Here is a 16,795-nt window from a genome sequence, read left to right on the forward strand (position 1 = left end):
GTGATGCCAATCGGTCTCCCGTTATAATGGCCATCTATGACATGAAAGGCAACTCCTATGTTTGTGTAGGTAACTCTCGTATACAAGCAAGAAAATTGCTAACTGATAAAGCAATAAATGGTTGCCCCTTTTCCCGTTCTATCATTGGATCGGCCCACCATCTTAAAAAGAATATGTATTTCTGGAAATATTTTCTTGACATTTTTAAAACAGCTGAATAGAATAAAATACATGGTCAGTAAGTACTGACAGTCCATTCAGAGGAAGTGAGAGCATGAGCAGCAGTAATAAGCTAAGTACCGATGATAAGCTGCTGTTAGCGGCAATCGATCTAATCGCAGAGAAGGGGTACAATGGTGTTACTACTCAGGAAATTGCTGGTGCCGCAGGTTTGAGTGAAAAAACACTGTTTCGTCGGTTTGGAAGCAAGCTAAATCTTCTAGAAACAGCATTTGATCGATATCATTATGCCGAAGAGATGACAAGACTTTTTAATGAAGAGCAAATCGTGTGGGATTTACATTCAGACTTACAACTGATCAGTCGAACGTATCATGAAATCATGAATCGTAACCGGAAAATGATTATGATAAGTATCAAGGAGGAAGGCAATTTACCTGGGTTTCGAGAAAAAACACAAAAGCACCCTCGACAGTTACTGGAAATTTTGACAAACTATTTTAACACGATGTATGAAAAAGGAAAGCTTATCCACACAGACCCAGAGCTTCAGGCGTTGTCGTTCATGATGATGAATTTTGGTGCCTTTATGAACAATCTGGATGGTGATGGAAACTATCCAACCGTGTCCCTGGAGGCATTTATAATGGGGAGTGTACAAACATTTACTAGGGCTTTAACTCCCTAGTTTTTCATTGAAAAAATGACAGTCAGCACTGACGTACTTTGAGAATAAAAGGAAATGGCGATTATTAATTAATTGAAAAAAATATGTTAAATGACAGGAGATTATGAATATGAAATCAAGTAATACAATAGTATGGATTAATGTATTTACAGCTAAACCAGGCAAACTAGATGAATTGGTTGCTATCCAAGCTGAAGAACTACTCAATTTTAAGAAGGGATCACAAGGTGTTCCTGGTTGGATCAGTAGCCGTTGGCATCGTTCTGTGGATAATAATAAGGCAATTATGGTAACTACCTTTGAGAGTATTGATTTTCATGAAAATTGGTTAGAAAAAAGTGAATTTAGAGAACATCTTAACAAAATAAACCATCTCATTGAAGATACAGAAGGTGGGTACTACACGTTAGTGGAAGAGATTGAAAATATGTAAATCCATCAAATCATGAGGTTATATTCTTAAACAAATAATTTGCCAGTCAGTTATTACGAGGGGGAGAAAACATTGGAAAAATTAAAGATGGGAATTATCTTAGGAAGCACACGAATAGGACGCGTAAGTCCACAAGTGGGAAATTGGGTTAAAGAAATAGCTGATGAACGAGAAGATGCAAATTATGAAATCGTCGATATCGCAGATTTTAACTTGCCATTTGTTGGAGAAGGCACTGGTAAAGAACGTGGATTATTAGCTTGGTCAGAAAAACTTTCTAGCTTGGATGGTTTTGTGTTTATCGTACAAGAATACAATCACAGTATTACAGGGGCATTAAAAAACGCACTTGATTCCGCACGTGATGAATGGAACAACAAAGCTGCGGGCATCGTGAGCTATGGTTCAACTGGCGGAGCCCGAGCAGCCGAACATTTGCGCGGCATCTTAGGGGAATTACTAGTTGCGGACGTTCGGGTAAATCCAACATTATCGCTTTTTACAGACTTTGAAAACTTCAAAACGTTTAAACCAGCTGATTTACACCGTGGTAATGTCCATGCAATGTTAGATCAAACGATTGCATGGAGCGGTGCCTTAAAAAGATTACGATAAGCTTGATAGTTTACTAGCTATGTCCTTCCCCTCCAACTTTTTAACAATATTCATGTTAGCAAGCACTAACACCTAAGCAAATGGTGCATAAAGAGCATATTCCTTAGACAGGCTGCATTCACATTCAAACCATCCTTTCACTTCAGTGATAAGTGATATGAATAGTATAGTTTAAAAAAACGAGACAAAACGAGACAACAATCTCATTTTGTCTCGTTTTGTTTCGGCTGAAAATAGATACATTCCCAATTTTACCGCCCCACATTTTGGCACGGCAATTGCAATATATAAAATTGACTCATTATTAATGATTGGGGGCTGAAAAATGGAAACGGTACAATCGAATGAAATAAAGTTATCTCAGGACAAGGCTTATTGGATGTACAAAAAAATGCTGGAGATCAGAAAATTCGAAGACCAGGTTCATGAATCTTTTGCAAAGGGGATTTTACCAGGGTTTGTCCATTTGTATGCAGGGGAAGAAGCGGTTGCTGTCGGAGTATGTGCTCACCTATCCGAAAAGGACAGCATCACAAGCACCCACAGGGGGCATGGCCATTGTATTGCAAAAGAATGCGACCTTAACGGGATGATGGCTGAAATCTATGGGAAGGTGACAGGGCTTTGCAAAGGGAAAGGCGGTTCCATGCATATTGCCGATTTGGATAAAGGGATGTTAGGTGCGAACGGAATAGTCGGTGGTGGCTTTCCGCTCGCATGTGGGGCAGCATTAACTGCCAAATATAAAAAGACCGATCATGTTAGTGTTTGTTTTTTTGGTGATGGTGCCAACAATCATGGAACATTCCATGAAGGGGTAAATCTGGCGGCAATCTGGAAGCTGCCCGTTATATTCATCGCTGAAAATAATGGGTATGGGGAAGCCACGCCTTTCAACTATGCTTCAAGCTGTAAAACGATAGCCGATCGGGCGATAAGCTACAATATCCCGGGTGTCCGGGTTGATGGGAAAGATGTATTGGCTGTGTATAAGGCTGCTGAAGAAGCCGTTCAGAGGGCTCGCAGGGGAGAAGGCCCATCATTGATCGAATGCGTTACTTATCGTAATTATGGCCACTTCGAGGGAGATGCACAGAAGTACAAAAAAGAACAAGACAAAAAGGAGCATAAACAAGAGAAAGATGCGATTGCCCTATTTAGGAATTACTTGCTGAATCAGAATCTGCTGGCGGAAAAAGAACTGATTTCTCTTGAGAATGCCGTTGAGGAATCTATTAAACAAGCAGTCAAGTTCAGTGAAGATAGCTCGTATCCAGAGGCATCCGATTTATTAAACGATGTTTATGTATCCTATTAAACTATAAAAGGAGGAATTGAGATGAGTAGAAAAATCAGTATGTCACAAGCAATAAATGAAGCAATGGCCATGGCAATGAGAAAAGACGAAAATGTCATCCTTATGGGAGAAGATGTAGCCGGCGGTGCAGAAGTCGATCATTTGCAGGATGACGAAGCATGGGGTGGTGTTTTAGGTGTCACAAAAGGATTGGTTCAAGAGTTTGGCCGGGATAGAATCCTCGATACACCCATTGCGGAAGCAGGATATATGGGAGCGGCCATGGCAGCCGCTTCGACAGGCTTACGACCGATTGCCGAGTTAATGTTCAACGATTTCATTGGCAGCTGTTTGGATGAAGTATTGAATCAAGGTGCGAAGTTCCGCTATATGTTTGGCGGAAAAGCACAGGTTCCCGTGACGATCCGTACGATGCATGGTGCAGGGTTCAGGGCTGCAGCTCAGCATTCACAAAGCCTCTATGCTTTGTTCACCAGCATTCCTGGATTGAAGGTCGTCGTTCCCTCATCCCCCTATGACGCAAAAGGGCTCTTACTTTCAGCCATTGAAGATAATGACCCTGTCATCTTTTTTGAAGATAAAACGCTATACAACATGGTAGGGGAGGTTCCGGAAGGCTACTATACAATCCCAATCGGCAAAGCTGAAATTAAAAGGAAAGGCTCGGATTTGACGGTCGTTGCCATCGGTAAACAAGTTCACACCGCGATGGAGGCTGCTGAAAAACTCACAGCTAAAGGCATTGAAGTTGAGATTGTCGACCCGCGGAGCTTGTCACCACTGGATGAAGAATCGATACTCTCCTCTGTGGCAAAAACAAATCGTTTGATTGTGATCGATGAAGCGAACCCAAGATGCAGCGTCGCTACGGATATTGCCGCACTGGTGGCGGATAAAGGATTTGACACGCTCGATGCACCAATTAAGAGGATTACGGCACCACATACACCTGTTCCTTTTTCTCCACCGCTAGAAGATATTTACCTTCCAACATCGGAAAAAGTGATACAAGTCGTTTCAGAATTATTGGGGGAACCTTCCATTCTTGGGGTGTAATTAAATCAATATGATGCATGCTCCAGCTTTTTCGCATAGAACTGCAAAAGTTGGAGCAACAAAACCAAAGAGACACAGAAACCAATCTGAAGGGAGAAATAAGATATGGCTGTCGAAGTGGTAATGCCGAAATTGGGCATGGCAATGAAAGAAGGCACTGTTTCGTTATGGAGTAAGGCTGTTGGGGACCCAGTCGAAAAAGGTGAAGCAATTGCCAGCATCAATTCAGAGAAAATAGAAATGGAAATTGAATCTCCAGCTGAAGGTACGATTCTGAATATAGCTGTTCAAGAAGGACAAGGAGTACCTCCAGGAACCGTTATCTGTCATATCGGCAATCCGAATGAAAAAATAAAGATCGATGAACCTGTTGCAAAAGAAACACAGTCGAAAATTGCTGTACAAGAAAAGCCGAAAACAAAAGACTCACCCATTTTGCCAATGGGAGATCGATTGATGATCACCCCGGTTGCGCGAAAAATGGCACAGGCAGCGAATCTTGACATCGAGAAGATACAAGGTACGGGGCCAGGCGGAAGAATCACAAAAGAAGATGTACAGAAAGTAATTGAGAAAAGGGATTCCATGCCGGTAAATACAGAAAAAAGCATAGTTTCCCCACCCCAACCTGCTTTAGATAGTCCGCAGCAGATTCCTGTTACGGGCATGAGGAACATCATCGCTAAACGTATGAAGGAGAGCTTGCAAAGCAGTGCCCAATTAACTATAACGATGAAAGTGGATGTCACTGATCTAGTCATTTTGCAAAAACAGGCTGCTGAAGCACTGCAAAAACATGAATCAACTAAATTGACTATAACGGACTTTATTGCCAAGGCTGTCGTGATTTCACTTAAAGAGCATCCTAAAATGAATAGTGCTTATATTGAAGATAACATCATTTTGTATGAGCATATCCATCTTGGATTAGCGGTGGCCTTGGAGAATGGACTCGTTGTTCCCGTCATAAGAAATGCCGAAAATTATACCTTAAGGCAGTTATCGAATAAGGGGAAGGAATTGGCCCGATGTGCACGTGACTCTCAATTGCCTATTGAAGACATGCAAGGGTCCACTTTTACAATCAGTAACCTCGGGGCATTTGGAGTTGAGCACTTTACACCGATTCTCAATACACCGGAAACGGGGATACTCGGAATTGGATCTGCTTACGATACCCCGCTTTATATTGGCGAAGAACTGGAGAGGAGAACGATCCTGCCACTCAGTTTAACTTTTGATCACCGTGTACTCGACGGGGCACCCGCTGCTGCCTTTTTACAAACACTAAAACGGTATTTAGAAGAGCCGATCACCGTGATTTTATAGAATAGGAGGGAAAGGTCTTGAATCGTATAGCTATTATAGGCGGAGGTCCTGCAGGGTATGTAGCGGCAATCACTGCTGCCCAGCAGGATAAGGAGGTCATATTGGTAGTCGATGGGCCAATGGGGGGCACCTGTTTAAATGAAGGCTGCATGCCAACGAAGTCATTATTGAAAAGTGCCGATACGTATGACTTGGTGAAAAATGCCGGGCAAATGGGAATTCGCCTTCCCCCCAATTCGATAGAAGTCGATTGGGATACCGTACAGGAACGAAAGAGAGATGTCATATCTAAGCTAGTGAACGGCATTAGATATTTAATGAGTAAGAATAAAATAAAGGTCATTCAGGGAAGGGCTTCCATCCTTTCAAGCAATCTACTGCGGATCGAGAACGGAAATAAAAATGAAGTAATTGAAGCAAGTAAGATTATCATTTCAACGGGGTCAGAACCGATTCCACTACCTTATGCGCCGTTTGATGGTGAATGGATCATCCACAGTGGCCATGCCATGTCACTTCCTGCCATTCCCGATTCGCTGCTAATTGTCGGAGGCGGCGTCATCGGATGTGAATTTGCCAGTATTTATAGCAGGCTGGGCACCAAGGTCACCGTTATCGAAATGGGGGAAAAGCTGCTTCCAGGGGAAGATGATGATATCACAAGCATTCTCCATGACGAATTGAAAAACCAAGGCGTTACAGTCCATACCTCCACATCAGTCAAAAACATCAATACAACCAGTAAGACGGTATATTTAGAGAATAGCGAAGGCAAATTGGAAGAAATGATTGCTGATTACGTACTCGTATCAATAGGAAGAAAACCAAGAGTGAACGGAATAGGCTTAGAGGGAAACGATATTGATTTTTCCCGACTTGGCATTTCGGTGGATGATCGAATGCAAACAAGCAATCCATCGATTTATGCCTGCGGTGATGTGATAGGAGGCATACAACTTGCCCATGTTGCTTTTCATGAAGGGCGAGTGGCAGCTCTGAATGCCTGCGGTCAATTTGCACAAGTGAATTACCGGGCAATACCTCGCTGCATTTATACCTCCCCGGAGATTGCCAGTGTAGGCTTGACCGAAAAAGAAGCGCGTAGAAAATATGGAGAGATTAAAGTTGGTGAATTCGCTTTTTCGGCAAACGGGAAAGCTGTCCTTTCCAATAAACCGGTAGGAAAGGTCAAAGTCCTAGTGAACCCACAATATAATGAAATTCTAGGTTTTTCCATTGTTGGTCAGCACGCAACAGAATTGATTGGTCAAGGAACGGTCATGCTGCATGCAGAAATAACGGCAGATATGATGGAAGATTTAGTAGCGGCACATCCAACCTTGTCGGAATCCATACATGAAGCTCTTTTAAATGTTGTAGGTCAAGCTGTGCATTGCTAAAGCTGAAGGGGGAATTTGTATGGCTAGCGGTCAACGGACGGCGGTAGTCACTGGTGCAGGTCGTGGTATCGGACGTGCCATTGCATTAAGATTAGCTCAAGATGGATTGAATGTGGTCATTAATGACGTCAATCTGGATACGGCTGAATCGGTCGTGATTGAGATTAGGGAACTTGGACGTGAAAGCTTTGCCGTTAAAGCGGATGTAAGCAATAGACGGGAAGTATTCGAGATGGTGAAGCAAGTTGTGGAACGTTTTGGACAACTGGATGTTATGGTTTCAAATGCAGGAATTGCACAAATAAAGCCTCTGTTGGAAGTAACTCAAGAGGATCTGGAACAGATTTTCAATATAAATGTAAATGGTGTCCTCTTTTGTCTGCAAGCCGCGGCTGAACAAATGAAAAAGCAAGAAGGCGGGAAAATCATAAGTGCTGCCAGCATCGCCAGTTATAAAGGTTTTAGCTTACTAGGTACATACTCGGCCACGAAATTTGCCGTAAGAGGAATTACACAAGCGGCAGCACAGGAATTGGCCCAGTTTGGCATTACGGTGAATGCATATTGTCCAGGAATTGTCGGGACGCAAATGTGGGATTTAATCGATGAAAAAATGGGTCAATATATGAATCTTGCTAAAGGGGAAACATTTAAAAAGTTTACAGATTCCATAACCTTAGGACGCTCCGAAACCCCAGAAGATGTGGCGAAATTCGTCTCTTACCTCGCTTCACCGGATTCGGATTATATGACAGGGCAATCCATCATGATTGATGGAGGAGTTATTTTCTCATAAACTATATTTTTCAATGGAGAAGCATCATGTGAATGATCACATGATGCTTTTTTTTGCAAACTTAATCTATATATTGTAAGCGAATACATAATCTACTATAATTAAAAAGACCTCGATTAACATCCTAATTAATACTCCTTGGTATTTTTCCTCTAGATTGACTGGTCAAATGAAGGTATAAACCAAATGATTAGAGGAGGATTATATGCTATCCACTAGTTGTTATCTACGTACATGGGAACGCTTTGTCAGTGAAGGTGTTCTCGATTCAAATCGTCTGAACAAGCGAATAATGGAATCCTGGCATCGCTGCAAAAAAGATCAAGTCAATCCATACCTTAATAAAGGCAACCACATTTTGACGAATGAATTATTGGACATTCAAAGAGAAAGAAACTCCTTTCTATTAGAAGTGGCATCACCCCAATTATCCAGGATGAATCAATCGATAAAAGAATCGGGAATGATGGCCTTATTGGTCGATCCGGATGGATATGTCCTTTCACTTTCCGGAAACGAGAAAATCCTCGATGAGGCAGGCAAAATAAATTTTGTGGAAGGTGTATGCTGGACGGAGGGTGAGGTCGGAACGAACGCAATTGGAACAGCGTTGAAAACGGGTGAAGCCGTAATGATCCAAGGTACCGAGCACTATTCAATTGCCTCACACAAATGGAGTTGCTCTGCGATGCCCATTTTAAATGAAGACGGTAAGATATTGGGAGTTTTGGATATATCATGTCCAGTAGAATATTTCCATCCATCCATGCTGGGTATGGTAGCCAATCTGGCGTATACGATCGAACAGGAAATGGGGGTGCGTTCCTATAAAAAGGAGCTGGCACTGACCCAGCACTCGATAGAACTTGCAGAGACCTATCCAGATCTGCCTTTTATCGTCTGTAATCATAAAGAAATGATAATCTCCGCCAGTAAACAGGTTCGCAAAAAAATTCCTCAATCCATTGGTATGGCATTGGCCGATCTGTTAAATCATGGTTATCGAATAATAAAGGAAAATCCGCTTCTATCCAAAGAGGATAATAGGATTTCCGGTAAGTGTTTATTCTTATCAGAGAATTATGGTCATGAAACCAATAGGCTTTTTCCTGCTTCAATGCCTTCAGAAAGGTTTGCCTTCAAAGGAGAAAGAGGGATTAGCGAGTCCTTTAGTAACACATTACATAAAGTGAAGCTCGTTGCACCAACAGAAGCAAATGTGTATATATCCGGTGAAACAGGGGTCGGGAAAGAGCTTATTGCCAAGGCTATTCATGAAAATGGCATGCGCAAAAAAGGACCGTTCGTCACGATAAATTGTGGAGCCATACCTAAAGATTTAATGGAAAGTGAATTATTCGGGTATGTTGATGGCGCTTTTACTGGGGCTAAACGGCAAGGGCACAAAGGGAAGTTCGAGCAGGCAAATGGAGGTACCATTTTTCTCGATGAAATCGGTGAAATCCCATCAGCGATGCAGGTTGCCTTACTGCGAGTTCTTCAGGAAAGAAAAATCGTTCCGATCGGAGGGACAAAAAGCATTTCATTGGATATTCGCATTATCACTGCAACACACCGTAATCTTGAAGAGCTTGTCAATGAAGGGTCCTTTCGTAAGGATTTATACTATCGGTTGAACGTTTACCCGATTCATGTAACTCCATTAAGGGAAAGGATTGAAGACATTCCTTATCTAGTCAACTACTTGTGTTCGAAGAATAATTGGAATATTCCATTAACAGAAGAATTATTGAATCGTTTAAAGGAGTACAATTGGCCAGGCAATATTAGAGAGCTGCAGAATGTCCTTCAGCGATTGACCATCTCACTTGCAGAAGGACCTCTGGATTATGTTAAAGTGTTGAATTCCATGCATTCTCACCCCTTCACACGGCATGATGATTTCCCTGCATGGGAGGAACCGGGAAAAATGGGCATCAAGGGAAATGAACTGACGATCCGTGAAAAAATTCAACGGGATCTAATGATAGAGGCATTACAAAAATCAAGAGGAAATGTCACTGCTGCAGCAAAGCTGATGGATATACCAAGAAGTACATTTTACAAGCGGCTCCATAAGTATGGTATATAGACATGCGTGTGTAATTATGTTTAAGAAAAGCAGACTTATAGAAATTCTTGAAAAATGAAAGGGGTATGGCAAATGAAAACGAGAATTACTGAATTATTGGGGATTGAATATCCGATTATATGCGGCGGGATGTTTCAAGTTGGCCGAGCCCCGCTCGCAGCCGCTGTTTCAGAAGCGGGGGGACTTGGCATCATCACTTCGAAAACACAGGTGACACCAGAAGGTCTCCGTGATGAAATTCGCAAAGTGAAAACTTTGACCAAGAAACCCTTTGCTGTCAACCTGAACCTGTTCCCAAGTCAAACGGCAACCCCGAATGATGAGTTCATCGATATTTTAATTGACGAAGATGTAAAAATTGTTGAAACGAGTGGCCGAAGCCCAGAAAGTTTAATGCCCAGACTTAAAGAGCACGGCTTTACCGTGATACATAAGGTAGCGAACGTCAAAAACGCAATATCGGCAGAGAAATTAGGGGTCGATGCCATTATTATTGTAGGGAATGAAACAGGCGGCCATCCCGGCATGGGTGATGTAGGAACGCTTGTCATGCTCCCTAGAGCGGTTGACTCTGTTACTATACCAGTAATAGCAGGCGGGGGATTTTCGGATGGCAGAGGACTTATCAGTGCCTTGTCACTCGGTGCTGAAGGTATCGTCATGGGGACTCGCTTTATGGCAACGCAAGAAGCGCCGATTCATGATAACGTGAAGCAGTGGATGGTATCTGCCAATGAAACGGATACCGTTGTCATCCAACGGAATATAGGCAGTCCGTCGCGTGTAGCATTAAATGCCGTCAGTAAAGAAGTGGACAAACTTGAAAATGAAGGTGCCACTTTAGAGGAATTGATTCCGCTAATTACGGGACAAAGAAGCAAGAAAGTATACTTTGAAGGAAATTTAGACGGAGGCATCTGGTCATGCGGTCAATCCGTAGGACTGATAAAAGAAATATTGACCGTCAATGAACTAATAAAACAAATCGTCCAAGAAGCAAAAACCTCGTTCGAATTCATCCAAAGCCGTATCGAATCCGTTCGAACATAAATAACCTAACAGGAACATGAGATCAATTGTGATTTCGTGTTCCTTTTTTTATCTATTAGACATAAGGTTCCATAGGTGGTCAAGAAAGGTTTACCTTAAAACTCTTAGCTGCTACCTACTGATTCTCAGCATGTTGTTGCACTTATGAAAGCGGTCAAAGCTTGAACATCATTAAGCTTTAAACATTTATTAAATGTTATTCATGCTATAAGTTAAGCGGAACTTTCATGATAAAAACTTTTGAATTGTCAATCAATATAATTATATTTATATAACTTTCTAGGAGTGTTAACCCGTGATTTTTCTCATTTCGCCATTTAATTTATATATCAGAATAACAAAATTGATAAATCAAGTCAGTTAAGCAGGATTAATTCAGATTACTACAGAATTATTAGATAACGCTTTTTTAAATAGGTCTTTAGGAAAGGATAAGCAAATGAAGAAAAGGATTAGTGGGGCACTTACCATAGCTGCATTATTAATAATAGGCGGGGCAATCATTTATTACTTCATTTCTTCTTCATACACAACTACAGAAGATTTATACGAATTCCCTGTACCTAGAAATGCTGAGTTGGTTCAGATAAATGAACAAGGGAATAGATATGAATGGTCAAGGGCTTCTGAAGAAAATGGCATACCATATGGATATGACTTAGCCCTTAAAGCGAATGGATGGAAAAAGGGGAAAAGTGAAGGAGCTTCCGTTTTTTACACGAAGGGAAATAATAAAATAGATTTAATTACTTCAACAAAGCAATTAGAGATTCTTAGAGTGAATGACTAAGTATGATAAATAATAAGTGAATTAAAGTATATTAATTGAATAATCGAACCAATAACTATTTTGTGTGCTTTTAAAAATTTATAGTGAGTATATTGAAATAAGGTACATATACAATTCAACACTCAGAAGGATGTGGAAGTATGCAGAAGAGTATTCTGCTTATTGAGGATGATGTAGAAATTAGTCAATTAATAGCAAGCGCCCTATTGCAGGAGAATTATACAGTACATGCCGCATTTGACGGGGAAGAGGCTCTGGCTCTCTTTCATGATAAAGAACCTGACTTACTACTCCTTGATTTAATGATTCCTAAATTGACTGGTATGGATTTATTGAAAAAAATAAGAGAAACGAGCATGGTTCCTATATTAATTATTTCTGCAAAAGGAAGTGATTTCGACAAAGCGCTTGGGCTTGGATTTGGCGCCGATGATTATATAAGCAAGCCATTTTCGATGATTGAATTAACAGCTAGAGTTCATGCTGCCATTCGCAGGGCAACGCAATATCTTCCATCCGAAAGCAACTCCACCCAAAATATTCTTCATTATGAAGAGCTCACCCTTAACTTAAATTCATTTACTGTAAATGTTAGAGGGAGAACTGTCCAACTGACATCAAAGGAGTTTCACATATTAAAGTTGTTTATGACCAATCAAAGCAGAGTATTTACAAAGGAACAAATATACCACTTTATTTGGGAAGATGATTATTACGGGAATGAAAATGTCATTAACGTACATATAAGGAGACTTCGTGAAAAAATTGAAAAGGACCCATCCAACCCACAATATATTAGAACGATATGGGGGATTGGTTATAAATTAGGTGTGTAGCTCATGGTAATCATTCTTTGTGCAATGATTATTTTTTTAGTAATCATAAATGTCTTCCAGTATTTGTCCCGAAGAAAACTTAAGCAAAACCTTTATGAAATAAGTGGAAAATTAAGCGATATCATCAACTATGAAACATCTGAAAAAATATTGTTGCCGACCGATCAGCAAGCCATTCAGCAATTACTCATTCAAATAAACAGGCTATTGGATTTCAATCAAAAGGTTATTGCGGATTATGTAAAAACAAAAGATAGCTTAAGAAAATTAATATCCAATATGTCTCATGATTTAAAAACACCACTTACGGTTATTTTAGGTTATGTAGAAAAATTGAAACTGAATGAAACGATAACTGAAGAGGGAAAGAAGGTATTAATGGTAAGGCTGCATGAAAAAGTTTTGAACTTAACTGGTTTACTTAATCAGTTTTTTGATCTGGTAAAAATAGAATCAGATGATTATGTGATTCCTTTAAGTAAACTTTCACTCAATGAGGTTTGCAGAAAAAATGTATTGGAGTTTTATGATTTACTGCTCGCAAAAGGACTTCAGGTAGAAGTTGATATTCCAGATCAGCATCTTTACATCTTAGGTAATGAGGACGCCTTAAATCGTATATTTAATAACCTTATTTCAAATTCAATTCGATATGGCAGTGACGGAGGGGTCTTCGGATTAACACTTCGAGAGGGTGATGGAGCTGTTTCTGTAGAGATTTGGGATAGAGGTAAAGGTATTGCAGAAATCCATCAAGATCGGGTGTTTGATCGGTTATATACATTAGATGATGCCAGAAATCCCAAATTTCAAGGGAGCGGGTTGGGTCTAAGTATATCAAAACGCTTAACGGAAGAGATGAAGGGTACCATCCATTTATACAGTAAACCTTATGAAAAAACGAGCTTTACTTGTATTTTTAAACAAATTACATATTAAAACTTCTTTAAGAGATGTTCTAACGGAACAGCTCTTTTTTAGCTTCGGGATTGATATGAGCTCTAACGTCATTTTTCTAAACTTAAGGAACATGTAAGGATTGAGAAAGAAAAAAGATACTTTCTTTGACTAAGATAGAAGTAGATAGCAATAAGGGAGGCAAAGATGATGGATTATGTTGTTAAAACAAATAGCTTAACAAAAAAGGTAAAAGGGAAATTGCTCGTATCTTATGTGAATCTTCATATAAAAAAGGGTGAAATTTATGGTTTCCTTGGTCAAAATGGTGCAGGGAAAACGACAATCATGAAAATGCTGACAGGAATAATAAGTCCAACCACAGGAGAGATTGAATTGTTTGGCCAGAAGCTAACGAAAACCGAGAAGTCTGGTTTGAAACGGGTCGGAAGTATCATTGAGTACCCTATCTTTTTTGAACATTTAACTGCGATGGAAAATCTTCAGCTTCATTGCGAATACTTAGGCTTTTATGATAAAAAGGCAATTACACAAGCGTTGGAGATGGTTCATCTAACTGGGATTGAAGATAAAATTGTGAGCGATTTTTCTCTTGGGATGAAGCAGCGACTGGGAATTGTAAGAGCAATTATTACGAAGCCTGAACTGATTATATTAGATGAACCTACAAACGGACTTGATCCAATTGGTATAAAAGATATAAGAGATCTAATTCGAATGTTAAATAAGGAATATGGAATTACTTTCCTTCTATCCAGTCACATCTTAGGGGAAATTGAACAAGTAGCTGACAGAATTGGTGTCATTAAGGATGGAAAGCTCGTGAACGAAGTGACTTTAGCAGATATTAGTAAGCAACGAACAGACTATATTGAAATAGTCACAAAAGATGTGGAGAAATCAATCTATTTACTTGAGTATGAACTCCAAATTTCCAATATGAAAATTGTGCAGGACAATAGGATTCGAATATATGATCTCACTTTGCCGCAAAGTGAAATATCCAAAAAACTAATTATGCATGATGTAGATATCGAGGAAATACAAAAGCATACAAGTACTTTAGAAGATTATTTTTATCAACAAATTCATGGAGGTGGAAAAGTTGGTTAAATTAATGGAGTTGGAGTGGAGAAAGTTAAAGCAAAAAATGATCCTTAGTGAGCTGATCATATATTGGGGTATATTGATGTTTTTGCCCATGTTTTTTATTAAAATGGTCAGTGCGGAATTCGGTCAAAGTTATTCAACCATCATCCAGCTTATGATGTCAATGCAGCTGGGTTTTGTCCTTTTCGGAGCTTCTCTTATTAATCAGGTTGTAATCGATGAATATAAAAATAAAACAATATCTCTTTCATTCGGATATCCGATAAGTCGAAAAAAATTGGTTATGGCAAAGGTTCTTTTTATATCACTTTTTGTTTTCCTTTGTACGTTAGTATCCTTTTTGTTGTCTGGCATGACAACTTATTTACTTGATCAGGCATTTCATATCATTAACGGGCAACCGACTGCTGAAGATATTACCACATATTTTAGTAAGATGATTGTTCATTCTTTAATGGTTACGCTTATTAGTTTAATACCACTCTTTTTCTTTGGTATTTGGAAAAGAGAAACGATACCGACAGTTCTTTGTGCAATATTTCTAATGCAATTTCAAAATTTCTCTTTTCTACTGAATGTCAATCTTAATACTAATATTGTGAACATAGTGCTATGTTTATTAGGAGTAGTTAGTGTTTATCTCTCGATTAAAATGGTGGACAGAGTGGGGGACATTTAGTTTTGCCAATTCGTTACAAATTGATTAGAGCCCGGTATTATTCGGAATCATAGATTGCTGGAACATATATTAGTTAAGTGATTAAGAATGAGAATAAAGGAATGACTGGTTTTTTTGTTGAAAGTGGATTTTAAAGCAACATTTTAAAGGATAATACATATTAATAATCATTAATCATTAATATGTATTATCCAATATTATTTTTTAATCACACAAAGTAAGTATTGAATAAATCTTAAATCCAATAAAATCTTTGTGCCAATGTTTAACTTTAACTAATTGATCAAACATTTTTACTAAATAAATGTAACTGTAAAATGTAACTGTAATTAGATAAAAAGATTATAGATAAATAATAGCCATGATTAAATATTAAAATTTGCATTTCGTCTCACTAAGTTAAGTATTCTTAAGATATGAGACGAAATTAACATTAAAAATACGACTTCCTATAATATATATTATGTAAACTAGAATAAAAATTATACGAAATGTTCACAGTTTCATATTCCCCTTTTGTACGGAGACACAAAGATAAGTACATTGGGGACATGAATTTGAGTACATAGAGTTATTAATCCACTCAAAACCGCACCAATTTCAATCTCTAAACTGTTTTGAGATACAAAATCGAGTACATTATAAACAATATATTTTTAATCTTCTTGATTATTTTATAAAAAAGATTGATTATTTTTGTGATCCTTAATCAACTAACGCACCCGTTAGTGAAATAACTATAAACTCTCTGGTAAATGATGTTTATACATTTCTAATGTATCAGTATGTTCTTCTAACACAGCTATCGTTTTGGGATGTGGCTTTACATAAATAACTGAATAGTCCTTTTCATCAAATTCTTCATGAATAGGAAAAGCTAATTTTTCTTCATCAATTGAAAATTGGGCATCAATTCCCTTTTTATTTCCACGAGCATCTAATCTTATCCATTTATTAAGTGATTTTAAAAAAACAGCGTTTAAAGCGTGAATACAATACCCTTTTTCTGGTGTATCAAACAACATCAACCTTTGATAGCAGAAACCGGTTGGTATTCCTTGTGATCGTAATAAAGAAGCTAATAGATTTGATTTTGCATAGCAAATTCCCTCTTTATAGGCTAATACATCTGATGCATTACAAGTAACACGTTTCCCTTGAATATCCCAAGAATGAGATATTTCATCACGAACAAATTCAAAAGCTACTTTTGCTTTTTCAATTTCTGTTTGAGAAGGTTTGAAAAGTTCATCCACTTTTGCTCCAATTATAGGATTAGAATAATTAACTTCATTTAATTCAAGTAAATAATCATCCAATTTTTCAGACTCACAAATCATATTTATTAACCCCACTCCCTCCGTTTGTATAAATATGTATATACTAGTATTATTATACAGTAAGAGAAGATGAATTTATAGGTGTACTGTTGAACTAAACTGCCCCGTTAGTTGCATAAAGAAAAAGCTGCCTTAAGACAGCTCAAATCTTCAGCTAAAGCACAT

16 protein-coding genes are annotated in these 16,795 nt (G+C 38.9%); 15 read left to right on the plus strand and 1 reads right to left on the minus strand.

The features are described 5' to 3' along the window. Window positions 1–274 precede the first annotated feature (274 nt). The 15 genes from ABOA58_RS13275 (at window position 275) to ABOA58_RS13345 (ending at window position 15,290) form a co-directional block, all read left to right on the plus strand. Window positions 275–868 carry a TetR/AcrR family transcriptional regulator gene (locus ABOA58_RS13275; protein ID WP_350302673.1) on the plus strand — a complete coding sequence of 198 codons (594 nt, stop codon included), beginning with the start codon at window positions 275–277 and terminating at the stop codon, window positions 866–868. Between the two features lie 109 nt (window positions 869–977). Next, window positions 978–1,301 (plus strand): antibiotic biosynthesis monooxygenase family protein, encoded by a 324-nt coding sequence (locus ABOA58_RS13280; protein ID WP_350302674.1) that lies wholly within the window; start codon window positions 978–980, stop codon window positions 1,299–1,301. 87 nt (window positions 1,302–1,388) lie between these two features. Then, window positions 1,389–1,916, plus strand: coding sequence for an NADPH-dependent FMN reductase (locus ABOA58_RS13285; RefSeq protein WP_434547793.1), 528 nt, complete (start codon window positions 1,389–1,391; stop codon window positions 1,914–1,916). 325 nt (window positions 1,917–2,241) lie between these two features. Next, window positions 2,242–3,234, plus strand: a complete 993-nt coding sequence (locus ABOA58_RS13290) for a thiamine pyrophosphate-dependent dehydrogenase E1 component subunit alpha (protein ID WP_350302676.1) — start codon at window positions 2,242–2,244, stop codon at window positions 3,232–3,234. Window positions 3,235–3,255: 21 nt separating this feature from the next. Next, complete coding sequence (locus tag ABOA58_RS13295; RefSeq protein WP_101222150.1) at window positions 3,256–4,290, plus strand: alpha-ketoacid dehydrogenase subunit beta; 1,035 nt, start codon at window positions 3,256–3,258, stop codon at window positions 4,288–4,290. 105 nt (window positions 4,291–4,395) lie between these two features. Beyond that, entirely contained in the window at window positions 4,396–5,619 is a 1,224-nt protein-coding gene (locus tag ABOA58_RS13300; RefSeq protein ID WP_350302677.1) for a dihydrolipoamide acetyltransferase family protein, read from the plus strand. Window positions 5,620–5,636: 17 nt separating this feature from the next. Continuing rightward, complete coding sequence (gene lpdA / locus ABOA58_RS13305) at window positions 5,637–7,019, plus strand: dihydrolipoyl dehydrogenase (protein WP_350302678.1); 1,383 nt, start codon at window positions 5,637–5,639, stop codon at window positions 7,017–7,019. Between the two features lie 19 nt (window positions 7,020–7,038). Beyond that, window positions 7,039–7,815, plus strand: coding sequence for an acetoin reductase (locus ABOA58_RS13310; protein WP_350302679.1), 777 nt, complete (start codon window positions 7,039–7,041; stop codon window positions 7,813–7,815). A gap of 205 nt (window positions 7,816–8,020) precedes the next feature. Then, window positions 8,021–9,907, plus strand: a complete 1,887-nt coding sequence (locus ABOA58_RS13315; protein ID WP_350302680.1) for a sigma-54-dependent Fis family transcriptional regulator — start codon at window positions 8,021–8,023, stop codon at window positions 9,905–9,907. 72 nt (window positions 9,908–9,979) lie between these two features. Next, entirely contained in the window at window positions 9,980–10,957 is a 978-nt protein-coding gene (locus ABOA58_RS13320) for an NAD(P)H-dependent flavin oxidoreductase (protein WP_350302681.1), read from the plus strand. Window positions 10,958–11,396: 439 nt separating this feature from the next. Next, window positions 11,397–11,747: a hypothetical protein gene (locus tag ABOA58_RS13325; protein ID WP_350302682.1), complete on the plus strand. Its 351-nt coding sequence runs from the start codon at window positions 11,397–11,399 to the stop codon at window positions 11,745–11,747. A 140-nt stretch (window positions 11,748–11,887) separates the two neighbouring features. Beyond that, entirely contained in the window at window positions 11,888–12,583 is a 696-nt protein-coding gene (locus tag ABOA58_RS13330) for a response regulator transcription factor (protein ID WP_350302683.1), read from the plus strand. Between the two features lie 3 nt (window positions 12,584–12,586). Then, window positions 12,587–13,522, plus strand: coding sequence for a sensor histidine kinase (locus tag ABOA58_RS13335; RefSeq protein ID WP_350302684.1), 936 nt, complete (start codon window positions 12,587–12,589; stop codon window positions 13,520–13,522). Between the two features lie 168 nt (window positions 13,523–13,690). Further along, window positions 13,691–14,614 carry an ABC transporter ATP-binding protein gene (locus ABOA58_RS13340; protein WP_350302872.1) on the plus strand — a complete coding sequence of 308 codons (924 nt, stop codon included), beginning with the start codon at window positions 13,691–13,693 and terminating at the stop codon, window positions 14,612–14,614. Next, window positions 14,598–15,290 carry an ABC transporter permease gene (locus ABOA58_RS13345; protein ID WP_350302685.1) on the plus strand — a complete coding sequence of 231 codons (693 nt, stop codon included), beginning with the start codon at window positions 14,598–14,600 and terminating at the stop codon, window positions 15,288–15,290. Before ABOA58_RS13340 ends, ABOA58_RS13345 begins: the two co-directional genes overlap by 17 nt. Before the next feature lie 737 nt (window positions 15,291–16,027). Here the strand turns inward: ABOA58_RS13345 and ABOA58_RS13350 are convergent. Next, window positions 16,028–16,630 (minus strand): transglutaminase-like domain-containing protein, encoded by a 603-nt coding sequence (locus ABOA58_RS13350; RefSeq protein ID WP_350302686.1) that lies wholly within the window; start codon window positions 16,628–16,630, stop codon window positions 16,028–16,030. Between the last annotated feature and the right edge of the window lie 165 nt (window positions 16,631–16,795).

Source organism: Peribacillus frigoritolerans (genome assembly GCF_040250305.1).
GTDB lineage: Bacteria > Bacillota > Bacilli > Bacillales > DSM-1321 > Peribacillus.

Bases quoted from the DNA above. Each gene is read 5' to 3' on its own strand.
- ABOA58_RS13275 (WP_350302673.1), top strand. From the start codon at position 275: ATGAGCAGCAGTAATAAGCTAAGTACCGATGATAAGCTGCTGTTAGCG.
- ABOA58_RS13280 (WP_350302674.1), top strand. From the start codon at position 978: ATGAAATCAAGTAATACAATAGTATGGATTAATGTATTTACAGCTAAA.
- ABOA58_RS13285 (WP_434547793.1), top strand. From the start codon at position 1,389: ATGGGAATTATCTTAGGAAGCACACGAATAGGACGCGTAAGTCCACAA.
- ABOA58_RS13290 (WP_350302676.1), top strand. From the start codon at position 2,242: ATGGAAACGGTACAATCGAATGAAATAAAGTTATCTCAGGACAAGGCT.
- ABOA58_RS13295 (WP_101222150.1), top strand. From the start codon at position 3,256: ATGAGTAGAAAAATCAGTATGTCACAAGCAATAAATGAAGCAATGGCC.
- ABOA58_RS13300 (WP_350302677.1), top strand. From the start codon at position 4,396: ATGGCTGTCGAAGTGGTAATGCCGAAATTGGGCATGGCAATGAAAGAA.
- ABOA58_RS13310 (WP_350302679.1), top strand. From the start codon at position 7,039: ATGGCTAGCGGTCAACGGACGGCGGTAGTCACTGGTGCAGGTCGTGGT.
- ABOA58_RS13315 (WP_350302680.1), top strand. From the start codon at position 8,021: ATGCTATCCACTAGTTGTTATCTACGTACATGGGAACGCTTTGTCAGT.
- ABOA58_RS13320 (WP_350302681.1), top strand. From the start codon at position 9,980: ATGAAAACGAGAATTACTGAATTATTGGGGATTGAATATCCGATTATA.
- ABOA58_RS13325 (WP_350302682.1), top strand. From the start codon at position 11,397: ATGAAGAAAAGGATTAGTGGGGCACTTACCATAGCTGCATTATTAATA.
- ABOA58_RS13330 (WP_350302683.1), top strand. From the start codon at position 11,888: ATGCAGAAGAGTATTCTGCTTATTGAGGATGATGTAGAAATTAGTCAA.
- ABOA58_RS13335 (WP_350302684.1), top strand. From the start codon at position 12,587: ATGGTAATCATTCTTTGTGCAATGATTATTTTTTTAGTAATCATAAAT.
- ABOA58_RS13340 (WP_350302872.1), top strand. From the start codon at position 13,691: ATGGATTATGTTGTTAAAACAAATAGCTTAACAAAAAAGGTAAAAGGG.
- ABOA58_RS13350 (WP_350302686.1), bottom strand. From the start codon at position 16,630: ATGATTTGTGAGTCTGAAAAATTGGATGATTATTTACTTGAATTAAAT.